We start from the raw sequence: 20087 nt of genomic DNA, 5'->3' as shown, positions 1-20087 counted from the left end.
TTTGTTGTTTCATGATCAAACCGTTTTATTTGCAGACGAGATATTATGGCAGATCTCGGAGGTTAATCAGAGGTTCCCTTAAAAATTATCAGTAATTTAAAAAGGTATTTTTCAAATTATTTCGTCTAAAGGATTCTAAATTGAAGCTTGTACTCGCCGAAACGCCTTAATAACTTTTAAGCAGCAAGACGACTAATCGCCGCCGGAACTGCATGAACTACATGAGCTACAAGAACTACCGGAGTGGCTACTGGAAGAATCGGAGCTGCATCCAAAAGTGTCATTATTATCAAAACTACTGCCACAATCTGACGAACAATTAATCTCTTCAGCGCAATAGCCGTTATTGCCTGCATTGCTATTACTGTCTCGACCGGCGATGGTTGAACACTTCAATTGATGATAAAAACCATCGGGAATTTTTAACCGTGAATCTAGGGCAAAAAGAAAAGGTAATCGACTTGGTGATTTTGGGTTTATCTTTTCACGCAGGCATGCCAATCGCCAAGTTCTTTTAATTCCTGCGGTTGCTGCCTTAGGTGATGTCATCGCTTCTGTTGGCGTATGATGCAGAAATCGACCGAAGGCTTTTTTGCAAAATTGTTCATAATTGCGGGTAAATAAAATAAATTCGTGCCATAAATGATCTACAGCTTGTGATGGCATAGCCAAGCTTTTCTGCTGAGCGGCAATAACCAATTCAAAATAATCACGCAAACCTTGTTCTGCAAGTAAAGTCTGCTGTTGCGTTAAATGCGGATAATTTTGCTGTAATTTATCGTAGATACGTTTTGGAAATTTGTACGTAGTTATATAGGCTAGTCTTTTTTGATAGGTTCTTCTCGACAACCCTTTTTTGATAACCACCGTTAAAACTAATACTAAAACCGTAAAAATACCGATATAAATTACGTTATTGAAATTCGATAAAAATCTTAGTAAAAAATCCATTTAAATAGCCTCCAACAACAAATTATCCAAAATTTCCACCTTTAAAGCTCTACAATTTCTGAATCAAAGAAACTTTTTTATTTCAAAAATACAAAATTCTTTATACTTAATATTCAAAACAAAAAATCAAAGAAAAACTGCTGTAACTAAACGCTTCGAAAAATATTTAATAGAAACCTCTGACTGGCTCGTTGATGATTTAATCAGAGAACAGCAATTGATAAAGAGATTATTAACTTATTCATAATTACAATCACTTACAACGCTTGAAACTGGTAACACATCCTTGTGTTGCTGGAAACTCTAGATTAATCAAAATTGCCAGTATTTAAGTTTCTAGAATGAACTCTATTAATAGATAAATCTCCGGCATATTTAGATTATAAGTAATCAATCGATTAAAACAGGTTATTAACATTGTTTATGCGTTAAGTTTTGTGGATTTTTATCTGATTTAAATTAGAAATAATTCTATGCCTAAAATCATAGTGAAGATTTTTAATAATTACTCCCACAGCCATAAACCGGCCATAAAAAAACCGGCTTACGCCGGTTTTTCGTATTGTTATCGTTTTGAACAATATTTATTCAAAAGGATGTCTTTTGATAATGGTTTCAACACGATCCGGCCCGGTTGAAATAATATCAACCGTCGTGCCGGTAAGCTCTTCTAAACGCGCAATGTAGTTCAGTGCTGCTTGAGGAAGTTCTTCGACAGTTTTTGCACCAAAGGTCGTTTCGCTCCAACCGGGCATTTCTTCGTAAACGGGTTTTACGTTTTCCCAGCCTTTGGCATCAAACGGAATTCCAATTTCTTTACCGTTTGCATCTTGGTAGCCCACACAGATTTTAACGGTTTCTAAGCCATCAAGCACATCAAGCTTAGTGAGGCAAATACCAGAAATTGAGTTGATGCGAATCGCGTGTTTAACCGCTACGGCGTCGAACCAACCGGTGCGACGTTTACGACCGGTAGTAGCACCAAATTCATGGCCTTTGGTGCCAAGATGCTCGCCAATCTCACAGCTAAGCTCGGTTGGGAACGGGCCCGAACCTACACGAGTGGTGTAGGCTTTGGTGATACCTAGAATATAGTCGAGGTAACGGGGACCAAATCCAGAACCTGTTGCAGTACCGCCGGCGGTGGTATTTGAAGAGGTTACGAACGGATAGGTACCATGGTCGATGTCGAGTAATGAGCCTTGAGCACCTTCAAACAAGATGTTTTCGTTATTTTCACGCGCAACGTGCAGCATATCGGTAACATCAGCCACCATTGGTTTCAACTGCTCAGCCCAATCTTTGGCTTTCAGGAGCGTATCTTCAAAGGAGATTGGCTCAACCTTGAAATAATTCTCAAGCGTGAAGTTGTGGTATTCCAGAACGGTTTTTAATTTATCGGCAAAGGTTTCCATATCCAGAAGATCGCCAAGACGTAGACCTCGACGAGCAACTTTATCTTCGTAGGCAGGGCCAATACCACGGCCGGTAGTACCAATTTTGTCGGCGCCACGAGCGATTTCGCGAGCTTGGTCAAGTGCGGCGTGAAATGGAAGAATTAACGGACAAGCCGGAGACAGCAATAGACGCTCGCGTACAGGAACACCTTTCGCTTCTAGCTCAGAAATTTCTTTCAGTAGCGCCTCAGGAGATAAAACAACACCGTTACCAATCAAACACTTAACGCCTTCACGCAAGATACCCGAAGGGATTAAGTGCAAAACGGTGGTTTTACCGTCGATTACGAGGGTATGGCCAGCATTGTGACCACCTTGAAATCGTGCAACCAAAGCGACTTGTTCGGTAAGTAAATCTACGATTTTACCCTTACCTTCGTCGCCCCACTGGGTTCCTAGAATAACTACATTTTTTCCCATGGCTTGCCTTTGTACTCTATAAAAAAGTGAAAATAACGAGTTTTACCGAGTCGTTTTGACTTGGTATTGATTGTTTTCGAAAACGATCGAATCCTGACACGAACTATCTGGACGATCATTTTCATCTAAAGCAGTAACAACTTTACGACCTTCAGCTCGCAGCCTTTGTACAAATTGCCACTGCTGTGGGTCTTCTGAATAAGGCGCCCAAACTGCAATATCGCTACAATCGGTGAGCTGCATCATTTGGTATACCGTCGTTAGATCGATAGTAAAACCAATGGCCGGACGCGCACGTCCAAACACTTTTCCAATATCGTCGTAGCGACCACCGCGAGCAATGGCATCACCAAAACCTTTAGCAAAGGCCGCAAAAACGATACCTGTGTGATAGTGATAGCCTCGAACTTCGCTCAGATCAAAGTAAAGATTGACTAACGAAAAGCGCTGTTTAACAACTTTCGCAATTTGCTCAAGCTCCGCCAATGCAGCCTCAATTTCTACAAATTGACCGCCAAAAAGTCGGCGAGCTTTTGCAAAAACTTCTTCACCACCGGCCAAATTGGGCAGCGCCATCAACCACTGTTGATGCTGCGGATCTTCAATATTGGCTGTCACCCAGGAGTTAATTTCGGTAACAGCTTTCTTTTGCAACAACTCAAAAAAGTGCGCTTCATCGAGTTCAGAAATACCACAAGCCTTAACGATGGCTCGATAAATTGCCACATGACCTAAATCGATATTCAGCTCTGGCATTTGAAGCAGTTGCAGAGATTCAAGCAGTAAACTCACAACTTCAATGTCTGAACCCAGTGTCGACGATCCAAAAAGCTCAACACCCACCTGAATAGGTGAACGTGTTGCTAATGCGGTCTTGGGTTTGGTGTGCAACACATGACCGCTGTAACACAGGCGGCTCACGCCCTCCCGTTTAAAGCTGTGTGCATCCATGCGTGCAATTTGTGGCGTAATATCGGCTCGAACACCCAACATGCGGCCGCTGAGCTGATCAGTTAAACGGAAGGTCAACAGATCAATGTCTTTGCCCAAGCCAATCAACAACGAATCGGTGTATTCGATCATCGGTGGGATGACCAACTCGTATCCCCAATTTCGGTAAAGGTCGATAAGCTTGCGACGAGATAATTCAATATTGTTGGCCGATTCGGGCAGAATTTCATCCACACCTTCGGGTAAAAGCCAACGATCTTCGTAATTCATAACAAATTCCGTGTACACACTGTCGAAAGAACCAAAAACAACCAATCAATGTGACAACAAATAGAGGACAGCAACACCGAACAGCATGCTTGCCAACCCTAATAAACGCAGTTGCCGATCGGGAACCTGCGCCATAATCACCATCATAGCGCGCCAGCGTTTGGGAGATGCAAAAGGTAATAGGCCTTCAATGATTAACACCAAACACAGCGCTTTTAAAATCAATATGTCCACGTCAAACTCACTCCAAGCACAATAAACAGCGCAAAACGAGCACACCTGTTTTTGGTATGTCGATCTAAGTATACGCTCACGTCAGTTATTGACCGGCTTTAGAGCACATTGAGTAACGTGCAGACACAAAAAAACCGGGCTGCGCACCCGGTTTGTCAGATTTTACCACGTAAAAACGAGGTTTGTTTAGTTTTTATCTGATCCTTTTGGATTGTTTAGATAACGAAAGAACTCGCTTTCGGGATCAACAATCAATAAGTCACCGCCATTCTTAAAGGTTTCTTTATAGGCATTAAGACTTCTTAGGAAGCTGTAAAACTCTGGATCTTGGTTGTAGGCTTCAGCGTAAATAGCCGCAGCGCTCGCATCACCTTCACCGCGAAGATATTCCGCCGCACGATACGCTTCTGCTTCAATAACCGCCTGCTGGCGATCCGCGTCTGCCTTAATGAATTCAGCCTGCTCGTTACCCACAGCACGATGCTCACGAGCTTCGCGCTCACGTTCGGAGGTCATACGACGAAATACCGATTCACTCACGTCTTCAGGTAGTTCGATACGCTTAACGCGAACATCAACGATTTCGATACCCAAACTGGTGGTCGTAAACTCGTTTAGAGCGGTTGTTAGATCATTCATCAATTGATCGCGCTCACCAGAAACCACTTCCAACAAACTACGTTGTGCGATTTGGTTACGCAAACCTTCGTTGATACGTTGAGCCAACAGAGTTTCGGCGCGACTTTCATCACCATTGGTAGATGTGTAGTAAACACTTACATCGCGTATACGCCACTTAGCAAAAGAATCAACGACCATACCTTTCTTCTCAATGGTCAAGAAACGTTCTGGACGAGCGTCAAAGGTAAGAACACGAGCATCAAACTTGCGAACCTGATCGGCCAATGGAATCTTGAAATGCAAACCGGGTTTTAAGTCTGTACTTTCAAGAGCACCAAAGCGCAGCAATACGGCTCTTTCGGTTTCTTTGATGATGTAAACGCTGTTAATAGACAACAACCCTACAATAAAAATGACGACTAAGGTCAAGAGACTTTTCGGGCTCATTATCGACCTCCTCGAGTTGTACGGTTGTTTAGATTTTCTCGACGAACTTCGTCCATAACGCTGTCTCGAATTTGTCGAATAACGTCAGGAGATATTTGCTGTGTACGATTTACGTTTGACTTCGATTGATCAATGATCTTATCGAGTGGTAAATACATCATGTTATTACCACCATCAACATCAACAAGAACCTTAGAGGTATTTGATAAAACCTCTTGAATAGATTCGATGTAAAGACGTTCGCGCGTAACTTCTGGAGCTTTGACGTACTCGGTCAAAAGGTTTTTAAAGCGCGTAGCCTCACCTTCAGCCACTGCAACAATACGCTCTTTATAGGCATTAGCTTCTTCAATGGTGCGTTGTGCGCGACCACGAGCCTTTGGAATAATATCGTTAGCATAAGCCTTGGCTTCGTTTTTCAAACGCTCCTCGTCTTCACGAGCGCGGTTTACGTCATCAAACGCGGCTTGAACTTCTTTAGGGGGTGATGATTCTTCGACGTTGACCTTATCCACCAAAATACCCGTGGTATATGCATCAAGGTATTGCTGTAGGCGAGCTTGAACATCAACGGCGATGGCTTCACGACCTTCTGTAAGCACTTCATGCATCACGCTCGAACCCACCACATGGCGCAATGCAGATTCAGTCGCTTGCTTTAAGCTTAATTCAGGATCACGGACATTTAATACAAAGTCGCGTGCGTCATTGATTACATATTGAACAGAAAGATTAATGTCGACGATATTTAAATCTTCGGTCAACATTGAGCCTTTGCTTTCATGGAAGCGCTTTCGAGTAACGTTGATCAGGGTAACCTCATCAACTAACGGTGGATTCCAGCGAAGACCAGGGCCTTTGGTATCATGAAATACGCCAAATCGTAAGATAACGGCTTTTTCTTGTTCGTTAACCTGATAAATACCGCCTGCGGCATAAACCAAAATGGCGATAACGATGATCAAAGCGACTGGAATTTTCGGTAGACTTGCGCCACCACCATTTCCAGAGCCTGATTTTTTGCCTCCAAAAACTCCATTGAGTTTTTCCTGAAATTTTTTCAGGGCTTCATCCAAGTCGGGCGGTCCGTCACCACCGCGCTTGCCACCCCAAGGGTCTTGGTTATTCCCACCCGGTTCGTTCCAGGCCATATGAGCTCTCCGTTATTTTTTAAAGCGACACTTATGTAAAACTTTTTATTGTCGTCATGCAAGCACAGTGTCTTAGCATCATGCTCAGCCATTTTAGCAAGGCAATTACTTTGATTTAAACTTCATGCCCTACAATGTGAATGCATTTACCTTCTTTAGAGGTATTTAAGACTTTCAAACACCTAATTTGCCCAGCGTAATTCAGCCCAATTACAGTTACTTTGACTCAGAAGCCGCATTAAGTCAGGTTTAGGAATACGCAAATGCACTTCGCTTCCGCCATTTTCAGAAAAATTTTCACTGATCACAGCGTGTTGCTCATAGAGTTTGGATCTGAGCGAGGCTTGCATGGGTGTCAAACACAGAGTGCCATCGATCAAATCGGTTGCTAGGCGTTCGGACAGTACCTGCTCCAGCAAATTTGCCCCTTCACCGGTCTGGGCAGATAGCCAAACCGCAACCGGCACGCCCAAATCGTCACGGTCAACGCGAGCAATCGCGTTTTCCATTAAATCGATTTTGTTATAAACCTTAATACAGGGTACTTCATTAGCACCAATTTCGGCGAGAACACTGTGCACTTCAGCAATATTGCGCTCACGCTCAGGGTCGGCAGCATCTATGACATGCAGTAATAAATCAGCATTTGCTGCTTCTTCTAGGGTAGCTCGAAAAGCTTCTACTAACCGGTGCGGCAAATTACTGATAAAACCCACGGTGTCGGCCAACACACACAAACCCACATCAGCAAGTTCAAGACGTCGCATGGTTGGATCAAGTGTTGCGAATAGCTGATCTTTTGCATAAACGTCAGAGTTGGTGAGACGGTTAAACAACGTCGATTTACCCGCGTTGGTATAACCTACTAATGAAACGGTAGGAACGCTGTTGCGTAAACGCGCTCTACGTCCGTGCTCACGAGTTTTTCTTACCTTTTCTAAACGAGCCTTAATGGCTTTGATACGAGCGCGCAGTAAACGTCGATCAGTTTCGAGCTGAGTTTCACCAGGGCCGCGAAGACCGATACCACCCTTTTGTCGCTCAAGGTGCGTCCAACCTCGAATCAGCCGGGTCGACATGTGTTCAAGCTGAGCTAGCTCAACTTGTAATTTACCTTCGTGGGTGCGAGCACGCTGAGCGAAGATGTCTAATATTAAGCCGGTTCTATCGAGTACTCGACATTCGAGAACCTTTTCAAGATTGCGTTCTTGGCTTGGCGACAACGAATGGTTGAAAATAACTAACTCAACGTTGTTGCTAGAAACAATCTCGGCCAGCTCTTCCAGTTTTCCAGAACCCATATAATAGCGGGGATCTGGACTGTCGCGAGTACCAGTAATTAACGTCAAAGGATCAGCACCAGCGGATAGCGCAAGTTCTTCAAATTCGCGGGGATCGTTGGATTCGTCGTGATGATGGAGTTGCAGGTGAACCAGAACCGCTAATTCACCTGATTTAGGACGTTCAAAAAACAAAGAAGTGAAAACCTCTAAGAGAATCTAACTGCAAATGCAGCAAATGTTTTTAAGTTTCTTCGATCTCAGCACCTTCAGCGCCAGTTGGGTTCAACATTGGCACTCGAACAGCGCGAGAAGGAACAATAGTAGAAATTGCGTGTTTGTAGACCATTTGGCTAACGGTGTTTTTTAACAACACAACAAATTGATCGAAAGACTCAACTTGGCCTTGAAGTTTAATGCCGTTGACAAGGTAAATTGAAACTGGAATACGCTCTTTTCGCAAAACGTTGAGATAAGGGTCTTGTAGGCTATGCCCTTTTGACATAATTATTCTCCTAAAAAGTAATCAATAAATGTAGCCAATTTAAGCAACCAAGATATCAAGAGCGATTCGCGATAATTACCTTGGTGTTAATACAAATTGGTTACTAAGGTTGCAACCGGCACGGTATCACTATGCCATTATATGGCGAACTGATCTAAAATTCTCAAGGCTTTAAAGAGAATTTGTTCATCATTTAAGTTTTCGCCACTCTCTTCTTGTGTATAAAGCCAGTATAGCGGGTCTTTCCATCCACGTAGCCAAGTCAATTGCCGCTTCGCCAATTGGCGAGTAGCAATTATGGCTTTCTCAGTAGCATCATCTAGAGAACACTCACCGGCGCAGTAGTTCCAAAATTGCCGATAACCTACTGCTCTGATGGCTGGAAGTTTTTCATTGAGATCGCCACGACGAAACAGTTTTTCCACTTCTTCAACAAACCCGTGAGCAACCATTTGTCGAAGCCGCAGTTCAATTCGCTGATGCAATGTTGCCCGTTGTTTAGGACAAATAGCCAATTGAATAATTTGATAATTTAGTAGAAAAGAATTCTCTTTAGGTTGCACGGCCCGAAGCTGTGACATGGTTTTTCCCGAACTTAAATACACCTCGTAAGCTCGGCTTAATCGCTGCGAATGATTAGGATGAATTTCAGCGGCTGTTTGCGGATCAACTTCTGCAAGTCGCCTGTGAATTTCCGTCCAACCTAATTCCTGAGCAACTGACTCTATTTGCGCGCGAATCTGTTCATCTGCCTCAGGCATTTGCGCTAAACCATCAAGGAACGCTCGAAAATACATCATAGTGCCACCGGCAAGCACGGGTATTTTTCCACGCTCGGTTATTTCTACCACAGTTTTTTGGACTTGGTCACAAAAATCTGCTGCACTAAAAGATTCCGACGGATCGCATATATCGATTAAGTGGTGAGGCACTGCCTCTCGCTCTTCTTTTGTGGGTTTTGCAGAACCGATATCTAGGCCACGATAAACAAGAGCCGAATCGACACTGATAATTTCGATCGGAAAATAACGCGCTAAATTAATGGCTAAGGAAGTTTTTCCAGAAGCGGTTGGCCCCATTAAAAATATCAGCGTGTTTGGGGCAAGTTGAAAATCGTTCGACATAAATTATTGGCCGCGCAAAAATAATTTATCGAGCTCGGACAGGCTCATTTGCGTCCAGGTTGGTCGGCCATGATTACACTGCCCACTGCGCTCGGTAATTTCCATATCGCGCAGAAGGGCATTCATTTCGGCAATGGTTAATTTCCGATTGGCGCGCACCGAGCCATGGCAAGCCATGGTTCCTAAAATCTCGTTAATATGTTCGCGAATACGTTGACTGTCACCGTAGGTTTTTAAATCAGCCAAAACATCTCTTACCAGCTGCTCTACGTTAGCTCTTTGTAACAGCACCGGCACCTGACGAATTAAAAGTGTTTCCGGCCCTGCGCGCTGAATGTCAAATCCGAGCTTAGAAAATATTTCGGGATTCGACTCTGCAATTTCGGCTTCTCGATCACTTACAGCAATGGAAGTAGGAACCAACAAAGGCTGTGCCTGAATACCGTTTTCTTGCTGATCCAATGCGGCTTTCATTCGCTCATAGGTAATTCGCTCGTGGGCCGCATGCATATCAACGACGATCAAACCTTGCGCATTTTCGGCAAGAATATAAATACCTTTTAGTTGTGCAATCGCGTAACCCAACGGCGGAACCAGTTCGTCACTCGCGGTTTCGAGCGAATGATTTATAGCACCGGCAGAACTTTGATTATCGGAAGTTGCTGCCAAACTTCCGTAAGCCGCGATTTTTTCTTCGACAGAAGACTTACTATCACTGCGATTAAAATGCGAATTATGAGAACTTAAATTTGGCGAAAACAAGGAGCGCACCACCGATTTGTCATCGGCCGATGTATCCGAAAAGCCTAAACTTCTCGGCTGAACAGGCTCGCGCTGGGACGTTAAGGACAAATAGTTCTGCCCTGCAAAACTGCCGTCTTGAATCACCGCTGGCTCGTCGGCGCCATTAGTGGATTCCGATGATTGCTGTAAGCGATGTTCCGGGCGAACCTCAGCCAAAGCATGATGCAAACTACTGTATAAAAAATTATGGACTGTTCTGCCATCGCGAAATCGAACTTCGTGCTTGGTTGGATGCACGTTCACATCAACATTGGCAGGATCTAACTCCAAAAATAATACAAATGCCGGATGACGCCCGTGGTAAAGAACATCTTGATAAGCTTGTCTTACCGCGTGAGAAACCAACTTGTCTTTAATGGCGCGCCCATTCACATAAAAATATTGCAGATCCGCTTGGCTGCGCGAGAAGTTGGGTAATGCCACCCACCCCCAAAGCTTCAACCCAGCTCGTTCCATATCGATTTGAACGGCCTGCTCCATAAAGGCAGAACTGCATATTTGCGCAACGCGTCGCTCGCGTTCGGCGCCACTTAATGCAGGTCGCCAGGAGTGAATCAAACGGTTGTTATGACGTAAATGAAATCCAACATCGAATCTAGACAAAGCTAAGGTTTTTACAATGTCTTCGATGCGATTAAATTCGGTTTTTTCGGTGCGTAAAAACTTACGTCGTGCGGGCGTATTAAAGAATAAATCTCTGACTTCTACCGATGTCCCTTGCGGATGTGGTGCCGGAGATATCTCGGCCTCCATATCGCGACCTTCGGTTTTTGCCTGCCAGCCCGACTGTTCTCCCGTGTTGCTGGTCAGGGTTAATCGCGCAACAGAGCTGATCGACGCCAATGCCTCGCCACGAAAACCCAAGCTCGCGACAGCTTCTAAATCGTCGAGGTGATAAATTTTACTGGTTGCGTGGCGACTTAAGGCGAGCGGTAGGTCTTCTTTGTCGATTCCACAACCGTCGTCACGAACTCGCAAGAGCTTTACGCCGCCTTGTTCGATATCAATTTGTAATTGCTTTGCACCAGCATCAAGACTGTTTTCAAGGAGTTCTTTTATAACAGAGGCAGGGCGCTCGACAACTTCACCGGCAGCAATTTGGTTGGCTAGGCGCGGTGACAGTAAGCGAATTTTATTCATGAATTATGTAGACGGAATTTTTAATCGTTGACCAACGCGAATGGTGTCATTGCGCAATCCGTTGTGTTGACGAATCGCCGAAACACTGGTGTTGTGCTTACGCGCAATGGTTGAAAGTGTATCACCACTTGCAATGACATACTCTCTTTCGATGCCAGCCTTTTTGTAAGCGACATAGGTACCCGCCGGTGGCGTGCGCTCAAAATAGGTTTTCAAACCCGTAAAAATCTGCTTTGCCATTTTTCGGCGATAATTTTTACTGCCCAAATTTTTGGCTTCTTTGGGGTTTGAAATAAAACCGGTTTCAACCAAGATGGAAGGCACATCGGGTGATTTCAACACTGCGAAACCCGCCTGCTCGACACTCGATTTATGCAATCGAGCGACCTTACCCATAGAATGCAATACATCGTGGCCGACTTCTAAGCTTGAGGTCAGAGTCGCTTTCATAAACAAATCAACAAGCACGCTTTGCACATCGGGGCTTTTGTCTTCCAAATTAACACTGGTGACACCACCAATTAAATCGGCTTCGTTTTCTTGCTGGGCTAGAAAGCGAGCGGTTTCTGAGGTTGCACCGCGTTGCGACAGTGCAAATACCGAAGCACCATTGGCTTGCGCTTTCGTAAAAGCATCCGCGTGAATAGAAACAAATAAATCGGCGCGTTTTTCACGGCCGTAATCGCGTCTTTTCAACAGAGGAATATAGTAATCACCGGTGCGAACCAACTCGGAACGAAAACCGGGTTCTTCATCAATTAATTTCGCCAGTTCCTTGGCTATATCCAGCACTACATGCTTTTCAAGCAAACCGCCGTGACCAATTGCTCCTGGATCTTCACCACCGTGACCGGCATCAATGGCAATTAAAATATCGCGCTGTTGCTCGGTCACTACTGACTCGGCGGTTTTTACAGTAGGAGTCACAGTATCAAAAAGATCGATTACCAAACGATCGGCTTTTCCGGTTTGTCGAGCAAGCGTAAAACTGCGGGGTGTAACCTCGGCGGCAAGATCTAAAACAATGCGTAAATCTTTGCCATCGCGCGACGCTGAGCGCACGGTTTTTATGGGTGTATTACCCAAAGCCAAATCACTAAAATCTGTATTTAATTCGGCATTTGATAAATCGATTACGATACGGTCAGGAGACTGAAGGGTAAACAGGCGATGATCAACAGGTTCACTAAGGTCTAATACCAAACGCGTGTTGTCGGGAGCTCGCCAGAGCCGAACACTATCGATTTGAACCTTGGCAAAGGTCTCACTGGCGCATAACAGCAGCAACCCGAAAATAGCTACGAATCGGAGAAAATGGAGCTTTATTGTCGAGTTTCGTTGTCGCAGCAACATACTTTATTTTCGCGCTTTTGTGTTGGGTCGTTTTAAAGTGAATCGATTCGCTTACGCAATACCGCGTGTACTTTCAATTTATTCAAATAGCTTTTGAAAAAACATTTACAAAAACAAATGCATCACACACATTTTACAACTGTGTTAATACTCTTATTTAGTACTTTTATTTAGTACTCTTATTAGTGTGAAAGTTTTTTGTCGAATTCGCAAATTTAACGACTAAAAAATCGGCTAGATGTCGTTATTTCATCCTTTTTATCGAAGATTTTCCACCCACACCACTATTTATGTTTCGCCTACCCTTACCATAAAATCTAAATTGCGAAACAAGATACGTTATTTGCCGAGATTTAAAGCTCGCAAAAGCTCACCACCAAAATCACCGAACGATGTTAAAGACGCACAGCGAGATGGTGGCTGTGTATCTGCATTCACATTGATCTCAATGACTAAATCTGGCTTGGGAATATAACCCTCACCTCTTGAAGGCCATTCCACCAAAAGCATGGCTCGCCCCTCGATATAATCGCGAATACCAATAAATTCCAGCTCCTCGCCATCGCTCAAGCGATACAAATCAAAGTGATACACCTTTGGGTCGAGCTGTTCGTAGGGCTCCACTAACGTATAGGTTGGACTCTTAACAGAGCCTGTATGGCCTAATGATTGGATAAAACCTCTAGAAAAAGTCGTCTTGCCAGCACCTAGATCACCTTGCAAATAAATCGTCAGGCAACGGTTTTGCCCAATCATCAATTGCTGACATATCTGCGCGACTGAGTTGGCGAAAGCTTCGGTCGCGGCCGCATCTGGCAGTTGAACCAAACATTTACACTCGGTATTCATCTGCCACTCCGTTAAACAACGCGCGCGCAGTTGCAATCACATCACCGGCCAATAAGCCCCTTGCGCCGTATTGCTGCGCTAATTGATCCGCCGCTTTAGAATGTAAGCACACCGCCAACTTCACAGCGAGTCCGGTTTCAAATCCCTGAGCAATCAACGCCGCCAGAACGCCGGTTAATACATCGCCCATGCCACCACTGGCCATGCCCGGATTTCCGTACGGGCACAGAAATACTTCTTGCTCCGGTGACGCGATGACAGTACCGGCACCTTTCAACACTACCCAAGCCGAATACTTTTCTGCCAAGGCGCATGCCGCCGCAACCCGATCGCTTTGAACTTCTGCGATGGTTTTATCGAGCAAACGCGCAGCTTCGCCGGGATGCGGGGTTAAGATATTGGTGCTCTGGTTGAGGCGTTTTTCCCGGTAGAGTTTTACGAAAGATTTCTTCGCTAAAAGATTAAGTGCATCCGCATCAAAAACTGCGGGTATAGAGGCTCCTAAAACCTGCTGTAGAAATTGTTGTCCCCAAGCCTCTTGGCCTAAACCGGGGCCGATAGCAACCGTGGTCGCAGACTTTAAAAACGGCTTAAGCTCATGGGTATCACTGACGCCTCGCACCATAACCTCAGGACTTTTCACCAAAGCCGCTACCACATGGGCAGGCGCTGTTGCTAATACGGTTAATCCTGAACCCAAGCGCGCACAAGCTTCGGATGCCAGCAACGCCGCACCGCCAAAACCTTCGCTACCACCAACAATTAAGGTTTTACCGTGTTGAGTTTTGTAACTATCAACAGCTCGATCTGGTACTTGGGAGACAAGATCTTCAATTTTTAAGCACAACGCCACCGGTGTTAAGTCAGAGTAGTATTCTTCTGGAACATTTAAGCTAAAAAACTCGCAAGCACCGGTATGTGCAGGACCAAAACCTGTGTACAAACCTAATTTTTGCCCGATAAATGTGGCTGTGGCCTGAGCTTTAACGGCGCAACCTAAAACCGCACCGGTATCTGCACATAAGCCCGAGGGGATATCCACCGCCACTACCGGTTGTGAAGTTGCGTTTATAAGTGAAATGGCTGCGGCGAATTGGTCGTTCACGACACCGCGAAGACCGGTACCAAGTAATGCATCCACAAGCACGTCGCCGGTGATGTCTTGGTGCTCGCCAAAAGCTTCTACCACTACCGATTCTTGCAACGCGTATTGGTAAGCTAAGGCAGCATCGCCTTGCAGCTTGGCCGGATCGGTAACAGCAATAAGTCGCACCGTCATTTTCTCTTGGGCAGCCAGCGCGGCAATAACATAGCCGTCTCCGCCATTGTTGCCACCGCCACAAAACACCGTGATAGACTGAGCCTGTGGATAACGTCTTTTGATCATCTCGAAACACGCTCGACCAGCACGCTTCATAAGCACTCGGCCGGGAATTTGACCGTCGTGGATGGCGCGTCGATCAAGTTCACGGACTTGTTCAGCGCGATAAAGTCGGTTGGAAATAGCTATAGTGGCGACGTCAGACATGCTTGTTCACTTAATTCGGTAAAATCGCGCTATTGTAGCAAACTGGCTTTTACTCGACGAAAAACTTTCTTTTTTGACTGCGTATAAATTTACTGCGAACCAATCATGACCCAAACGCCGTCCCTGCCACAGGATTCTCAGAGCCCACTATCAGACTTGAAAAATCAGATTGGAATTTGGGCGCGCGAAGCTGGCTTCCAGCAAATAGGCATCAGCGATATTGATTTGAACCATGAAAGTGAGCGCTTAAAAGATTGGCTGGCGCAAGGCTTTTACGGCGATATGCTTTGGCTCAATGAAAATCTAGAGAAACGATTAGACCCGAGCGAGCTGCTACCGGGAACGCTGCGCGTGATCTCGGTGCGCATGAACTATCTGCCTGAAAACACCGAACAGATAAAAATATTGAAAGACTCCAACGCCGCTTATGTGTCTCGCTATAGTTTGGGTCGCGACTACCACAAGCTAATTCGCAAGCGTTTAGCGAATATTGCCGACAAAATTCGCCTGTATGCGCAACAACATCAGCTGACTGAAGCCAACCAACGCGCCTTTGTCGATAGTGCTCCGGTTTTAGAGCGTCCCATTGCGCAAAAAGCGGGCCTGGGCTGGATTGGTAAGCATACACTGGTCATCAACAAAGAAGCAGGTTCGTGGTTTTTTCTGGGTGAAATATTTACTAATCTAGAACTGCCTTTAGATAAAGCAGAAGTGAAAAATCACTGCGGTGATTGCCAAGCCTGCTTAAAGGTTTGTCCCACCGACGCCTTTGTCGCACCTTACCAATTAGATGCCCGCCGTTGCATTTCGTATTTAACCATCGAAAATAAGGGCTCAATTCCCGAAGAATTTCGCCAAGCCATTGGCAATCGCGTCTACGGCTGTGATGACTGCCAAGCAATTTGTCCGTGGAATAAACTGGCTCATTACACCCAAGAACCGGATTTTTTACCCCGCAATCAATTAGACCGGGCGAGTCTCGCGGAATTATTTTTGTGGACCGAAGAAGAATTTAACAAACGCACCGAAGGCTCTGCGATCCGTCGAATCGGTTATGAACGTTGGCTAAGAAATTTGGCCGTTGGTCTTGGTAATGCCGAGCGCAGCGAAGAAAACTTACAGGCGTTAAAATCTCGATTGGATTTTCCGTCACAACTGGTGCAAGAACATGTCCTTTGGGCCATTAACCAACACACACAAAATCTAAAACGCAAACGACGGGTGCCAGATCATAAATGGCGCTAACTGTTGTTACTTAGCAAATGATTAAAACACCATTTTACCGATATCTTTAAGGGAATAACTCATGAAATATCTAAAATTCGCTACTGGGATATTATTGCTCTGTTGTGCGCAATTGAGCTTCGCCATGACGCCAGAGCAGCGTGTGCGCGCCTATTTTCAAGCCTATTCCAGCCAAGATTTTACGGCACTAGCCAGCCACCTACTTCCAGATGATCTGGCCTATTTTCGTGAGTTGATGGCTTTTACCGAACACTTATCACCAGAGATTCGATCGGAGTTTTATCAAACATTGTATGGTCCGGGAATAACCGCCGAGAACATTAGTAAACTGTCTAATAGCGAATACTTCGCCTCTTTTATGAATGCGGTTTTTTCACTCGACCCGAGCTTGCAAGAAGCTTTAGATATTTCTGCACCACAATTAATTGGCGAAATTCAAGAAACCAGCGATTTAACTCACGTCTTGGTTAGGCACCAGATTGAATTCGATGGCATCAAATACGAAGAAATGGAAGTAGTATCTTTGCGTCGCGTCGGTGATGATTGGCTAATTCTGTTAAATGGAGAATTTGAAAATATTCCCGCATCGATTAAAGAATCGTTTTTGGGATAAGCGAATGATTTACGCAGGTGTATTGATTTAAGTAAAGGAAACTCGGATTAATCTGGAGTTTCTCGCGACACAAGGATGTGTCGCCAATTTCAAGAACGGTAAGTGATTGAAATTGTGAAGAAATTGGAAATCGCATTTTCAATTTCTGTCCTCTGATTAAATCATGGATGAGTTAATCAGAGGTTCCTAGATGTATTAAGCCGCGTTCAGATCTTAAAGAATCTATTACCGTTGCAGTACTGGCCTTTAAGTATTGGCATTGAAATATTGGCGTTGCTGTAAGGTTGTTTTAAAGCTCCCTCAGCACCGCCAAAACCGATATTTAATCGAGCTTAATGAAATGTTCTCGATAATATTTTAGCTCTTCAATCGAATCTTTAATGTCATCTAAGGCCAAATGCGCGCCTTGCTTTTTAACACCCGCCAATACTTCGGGCGCCCAGCGACGAGCCAACTCTTTTAACGTGCTCACATCCAAATTACGATAGTGAAAATAGCGTTCAAGCTTAGGCATACCACGCACTAAAAACCGACGATCCTGGCAGATTGAGTTGCCACAAATCGGTGATTTACCGGCTGGAACCCACTGCTGCAAGAATTCTATGGTTGTTTGCTCGGCTTGCTCGGCATCGACGGTGCTTTCGAGTACACGTTGTGTTAAACCCGATTGCCCGTGCTGGCGAGTGTTCCATTCATCCATGCCATCAAGTATGGTTTTATCCTGCGAAACCGCGAAAACCGGCCCCTCAGCCAAGATATTCAAATGAGCATCCGTTACAATCGTTGCGATTTCGATGATGACATCATTGTCAGGATCGAGACCTGTCATCTCTAAATCGATCCAAATGAGGTTGTTATCATTCATCGTCATTTTGTGCTCCTTAATCTAGAATGGCCTCAAACCAGTATTTTATGGTGTATTGCCTTAGTGTATCAGCAGTACCAGTTGCACGGGATTTTTGATCACAAAAGCCCTGCATTTTGCAATTAAAAAACGCAAGTAACGCGCACGCTTGCGATGGAATATCGTCAATTTATGGCCAAACGCAGACTAAATCGCCGCCAATCATGGCGTATCGATAAAATTCAACAAGAACGTATTGATCGAGCAAATAAAAAATCCGAACAGGCCGAAAAATGGCTGAGCGACGGTGAGCTTGAGGCCGAGAAAGAAGGGCTGGTAACCGCGCATTTTGGTATGCAGGTCGAAGTGGTCGATGTGAATGATGAATTACGCCAACACCGTTTTCGCTGCCATTTTCGCGCAAATCTAGGATCACTGGTAACGGGAGATCGTGTGGTTTGGCGCTTTCATCCTAAACACGGTTTAGGTGTTATTGTTGCAGTAATGCCGCGCAGAAGTGAATTAAATCGCCCCGACAGCCATGGCCGTGAAAAAACCATCGCCGCCAATATCGACCAGATTGTTGTGGTATTTGCACCCTATCCCGAACCCTTTGCCAACCTTTTAGATCGCTACCTCGTCGCAGCCTATGCGTTAAATATTCCGGTATGCTTGGTACTGAATAAAAGTGATCGAATCGACGGTAATAATCGCGCAAAAATTACTCAACTCGCAGAAACTTATAAGCACCTTGGCTATCAGGTTTTAACCGTTTCAAAAGCGACCGGTGATGGTATTGAAGAGTTAATTGCCCAACTTCAGGGACACATCAGTATTTTTGTGGGACAGTCTGGTGTTGGTAAATCATCATTGGTGAATAAACTGCTGCCAGAGGTAAATGCGCGCGTGGGTGAGCTATCTGAGGCTCGTCAAAAAGGCACTCACACCACCACAACCGCGCAGTTGTTCCATTTTCCCGGCGGTGGCGATTTAATTGACTCACCCGGAATTCGGGAATTTGGTTTATGGCACATGGAGCCCGAACAGGTGCTCGAAGGTTTTATTGAGGTAAGACCGTTTATCGGCCATTGTAAGTTCAGAGACTGTAAACATGAACACGAACCCGGCTGCGCCATATTAAAAGCCGTCGAAAACGGTGAAATTAGTTCGCAGCGTATGGACAGTTACCGGCAAATTATCGGTCCACAGAATTTGTGATAAGGTCGTAAACCGCACTTTATGATTACAAGAAACTCCGCTGATCCCTGAGTTTTTAGAGACGCAGAAAGGCATTGCCGGTTTCATAGGCATTGGCGATTTCAAAAGTATTACCGATTTCAATAGCGCAACTGATGACGATTTTCGTACTCCGACGAGGTCGTCGGCGAGTTAATTAGTTGTTCTATCAGTTACTCACAATTAATAAAGGTCTGACATGAGTTCAAATTCAATTCTCCCCATGATTGTTGAGCCGAAAGAATTTCACCAATGGCAACAAGACAACGCTTCAAGCTCGGTGCTGATCATCGATTTATCCAGTGAAGGTAACTATGTAAACGGCCACGTTAATGGCGCCATTTATTTACCCTTTAAAACCTTGTTGATGCCAGTACCCCCAGCAGCGGCCAAACTGCCAACCATCGAACATCTGGAGATGGTTTTTTCTGCGCTTGGCTTAACACCAGACACTCACGTTGTTACCTACGACGATGAAGGCGGCGGCTGGGCCGGACGATTAATTTGGACACTCGATGCCATTGGTCATCATAAGTATTCCTACATCAATGGTGGTTTACACGCGTGGGTTGCCGATGGCTTACCGCTGCAAACCGACATTAACAGACCAACGCCATCGCAATATAAAATCGACGCGATTACCGATGCCCGAGCTACCGTTGAATTCATTACTGCACATTTAAACCAAGACCATTTCCAAGTGTGGGACGCAAGAAGCCCAAGAGAATTTAGCGGAGAAGACGCACGTTCGGCTCGCGCAGGCCATATGCCCGGCGCGATCAATGCAGAATGGACAGATTTGATGGATAAGGAAAATGGTCTGCGAATTCGCAGTGACGCTAAAGAATATTTAGCGAACCTTGGTATTAATGAAAACCAAACCATCGTAACCCACTGTCAAAGCCATCATCGATCGGCATTTACTTACTTGGTTGGTAAGTCGTTAGGGTTTGATATTCGCGCCTACGACGGCTCATGGTCTGAGTGGGGTAACCTAGAAAACACGCCTATTGAATCTTAAATTTCGAGGAGCGCGAACCGCGCTCCAATTATTGATTACTGCA

18 protein-coding genes are annotated in these 20087 nt (G+C 45.0%); 4 read left to right on the top strand and 14 right to left on the bottom strand.

Annotated features, from left to right (window positions below; all coding sequences use genetic code 11):
* Positions 1-192: 192 nt before the first annotated feature.
* From ACYQ2C_RS14090 to ACYQ2C_RS14030, 13 genes are all read right to left on the bottom strand, one after another.
* Positions 193-951 carry a glycine-rich domain-containing protein gene (locus ACYQ2C_RS14090; protein ID WP_460103566.1) on the bottom strand — a complete coding sequence of 253 codons (759 nt, stop codon included), beginning with the start codon at positions 949-951 and terminating at the stop codon, positions 193-195.
* A gap of 584 nt (positions 952-1535) precedes the next feature.
* A complete protein-coding gene (locus ACYQ2C_RS14085; protein ID WP_460103569.1) occupies positions 1536-2828 on the bottom strand; it encodes an adenylosuccinate synthase in 1293 nt (430 codons plus the stop codon).
* Positions 2829-2870: 42 nt separating this feature from the next.
* Positions 2871-4049, bottom strand: coding sequence for an ATP phosphoribosyltransferase regulatory subunit (locus ACYQ2C_RS14080; protein WP_460047449.1), 1179 nt, complete (start codon positions 4047-4049; stop codon positions 2871-2873).
* A 45-nt stretch (positions 4050-4094) separates the two neighbouring features.
* Positions 4095-4283, bottom strand: a complete 189-nt coding sequence (locus ACYQ2C_RS14075; RefSeq protein ID WP_460047447.1) for a DUF2065 domain-containing protein — start codon at positions 4281-4283, stop codon at positions 4095-4097.
* Between the two features lie 186 nt (positions 4284-4469).
* Entirely contained in the window at positions 4470-5351 is an 882-nt protein-coding gene (gene hflC / locus ACYQ2C_RS14070) for a protease modulator HflC (RefSeq protein ID WP_460103574.1), read from the bottom strand.
* Positions 5351-6502, bottom strand: a complete 1152-nt coding sequence (hflK, locus tag ACYQ2C_RS14065) for an FtsH protease activity modulator HflK (RefSeq protein ID WP_460047445.1) — start codon at positions 6500-6502, stop codon at positions 5351-5353. Before hflK ends, hflC begins: the two co-directional genes overlap by 1 nt.
* 182 nt (positions 6503-6684) lie before the next feature.
* Positions 6685-7977 (bottom strand): ribosome rescue GTPase HflX, encoded by a 1293-nt coding sequence (gene hflX / locus ACYQ2C_RS14060; protein WP_460047444.1) that lies wholly within the window; start codon positions 7975-7977, stop codon positions 6685-6687.
* 49 nt (positions 7978-8026) lie between these two features.
* Positions 8027-8287: an RNA chaperone Hfq gene (hfq, locus tag ACYQ2C_RS14055; protein WP_460047443.1), complete on the bottom strand. Its 261-nt coding sequence runs from the start codon at positions 8285-8287 to the stop codon at positions 8027-8029.
* Between the two features lie 137 nt (positions 8288-8424).
* A complete protein-coding gene (gene miaA / locus ACYQ2C_RS14050) occupies positions 8425-9411 on the bottom strand; it encodes a tRNA (adenosine(37)-N6)-dimethylallyltransferase MiaA (protein ID WP_460103579.1) in 987 nt (328 codons plus the stop codon).
* 3 nt (positions 9412-9414) lie between these two features.
* Positions 9415-11355, bottom strand: coding sequence for a DNA mismatch repair endonuclease MutL (gene mutL, locus ACYQ2C_RS14045; protein WP_460103582.1), 1941 nt, complete (start codon positions 11353-11355; stop codon positions 9415-9417).
* A 3-nt stretch (positions 11356-11358) separates the two neighbouring features.
* The gene (locus tag ACYQ2C_RS14040; RefSeq protein WP_460103585.1) at positions 11359-12708 is read right to left on the bottom strand and encodes an N-acetylmuramoyl-L-alanine amidase; all 1350 of its coding nucleotides are present in this window, start codon (positions 12706-12708) and stop codon (positions 11359-11361) included.
* A 339-nt stretch (positions 12709-13047) separates the two neighbouring features.
* Complete coding sequence (tsaE, locus tag ACYQ2C_RS14035; RefSeq protein ID WP_460103588.1) at positions 13048-13557, bottom strand: tRNA (adenosine(37)-N6)-threonylcarbamoyltransferase complex ATPase subunit type 1 TsaE; 510 nt, start codon at positions 13555-13557, stop codon at positions 13048-13050.
* Entirely contained in the window at positions 13541-15085 is a 1545-nt protein-coding gene (locus ACYQ2C_RS14030) for an NAD(P)H-hydrate dehydratase (RefSeq protein WP_460103591.1), read from the bottom strand. The genes tsaE and ACYQ2C_RS14030 overlap by 17 nt, the downstream gene beginning before the upstream one ends.
* A gap of 105 nt (positions 15086-15190) precedes the next feature.
* Here ACYQ2C_RS14030 and queG point away from each other — a divergent pair, with 105 nt between their 5' ends.
* The gene (gene queG, locus ACYQ2C_RS14025; RefSeq protein WP_460103594.1) at positions 15191-16330 is read left to right on the top strand and encodes a tRNA epoxyqueuosine(34) reductase QueG; all 1140 of its coding nucleotides are present in this window, start codon (positions 15191-15193) and stop codon (positions 16328-16330) included.
* 61 nt (positions 16331-16391) lie between these two features.
* Positions 16392-16943 (top strand): hypothetical protein, encoded by a 552-nt coding sequence (locus tag ACYQ2C_RS14020; protein ID WP_460103597.1) that lies wholly within the window; start codon positions 16392-16394, stop codon positions 16941-16943.
* Between the two features lie 322 nt (positions 16944-17265).
* Here the strand turns inward: ACYQ2C_RS14020 and orn are convergent, their stop codons facing one another.
* Entirely contained in the window at positions 17266-17814 is a 549-nt protein-coding gene (gene orn, locus ACYQ2C_RS14015) for an oligoribonuclease (protein WP_460103600.1), read from the bottom strand.
* A gap of 165 nt (positions 17815-17979) precedes the next feature.
* Between orn and rsgA the strand changes: the two genes are divergently transcribed.
* Together rsgA and ACYQ2C_RS14005 are read left to right on the top strand one after the other, a co-directional pair.
* On the top strand, positions 17980-19005 hold the full coding sequence (gene rsgA, locus ACYQ2C_RS14010; protein ID WP_460115699.1) for a small ribosomal subunit biogenesis GTPase RsgA: 1026 nt from the start codon (positions 17980-17982) through the stop codon (positions 19003-19005).
* Positions 19006-19222: 217 nt separating this feature from the next.
* A complete protein-coding gene (locus tag ACYQ2C_RS14005) occupies positions 19223-20044 on the top strand; it encodes a sulfurtransferase (RefSeq protein ID WP_460047428.1) in 822 nt (273 codons plus the stop codon).
* Positions 20045-20087 lie beyond the last annotated feature (43 nt).

It is taken from the genome of Sessilibacter sp. MAH3, assembly GCF_054658275.1.
This window is presented reverse-complemented; position numbering and strand designations above follow the sequence as displayed.

Bases quoted from the DNA above. Each gene is read 5' to 3' on its own strand.
- mutL (WP_460103582.1), bottom strand. From the start codon at position 11,355: ATGAATAAAATTCGCTTACTGTCACCGCGCCTAGCCAACCAAATTGCT.
- ACYQ2C_RS14080 (WP_460047449.1), bottom strand. From the start codon at position 4,049: ATGAATTACGAAGATCGTTGGCTTTTACCCGAAGGTGTGGATGAAATT.
- ACYQ2C_RS14040 (WP_460103585.1), bottom strand. From the start codon at position 12,708: ATGTTGCTGCGACAACGAAACTCGACAATAAAGCTCCATTTTCTCCGA.
- hfq (WP_460047443.1), bottom strand. From the start codon at position 8,287: ATGTCAAAAGGGCATAGCCTACAAGACCCTTATCTCAACGTTTTGCGA.
- queG (WP_460103594.1), top strand. From the start codon at position 15,191: ATGACCCAAACGCCGTCCCTGCCACAGGATTCTCAGAGCCCACTATCA.
- ACYQ2C_RS14085 (WP_460103569.1), bottom strand. From the start codon at position 2,828: ATGGGAAAAAATGTAGTTATTCTAGGAACCCAGTGGGGCGACGAAGGT.
- ACYQ2C_RS14005 (WP_460047428.1), top strand. From the start codon at position 19,223: ATGAGTTCAAATTCAATTCTCCCCATGATTGTTGAGCCGAAAGAATTT.
- orn (WP_460103600.1), bottom strand. From the start codon at position 17,814: ATGACGATGAATGATAACAACCTCATTTGGATCGATTTAGAGATGACA.
- rsgA (WP_460115699.1), top strand. From the start codon at position 17,980: ATGGCCAAACGCAGACTAAATCGCCGCCAATCATGGCGTATCGATAAA.
- tsaE (WP_460103588.1), bottom strand. From the start codon at position 13,557: ATGAATACCGAGTGTAAATGTTTGGTTCAACTGCCAGATGCGGCCGCG.
- ACYQ2C_RS14020 (WP_460103597.1), top strand. From the start codon at position 16,392: ATGAAATATCTAAAATTCGCTACTGGGATATTATTGCTCTGTTGTGCG.
- hflC (WP_460103574.1), bottom strand. From the start codon at position 5,351: ATGAGCCCGAAAAGTCTCTTGACCTTAGTCGTCATTTTTATTGTAGGG.
- ACYQ2C_RS14030 (WP_460103591.1), bottom strand. From the start codon at position 15,085: ATGTCTGACGTCGCCACTATAGCTATTTCCAACCGACTTTATCGCGCT.
- miaA (WP_460103579.1), bottom strand. From the start codon at position 9,411: ATGTCGAACGATTTTCAACTTGCCCCAAACACGCTGATATTTTTAATG.
- ACYQ2C_RS14090 (WP_460103566.1), bottom strand. From the start codon at position 951: ATGGATTTTTTACTAAGATTTTTATCGAATTTCAATAACGTAATTTAT.
- hflK (WP_460047445.1), bottom strand. From the start codon at position 6,502: ATGGCCTGGAACGAACCGGGTGGGAATAACCAAGACCCTTGGGGTGGC.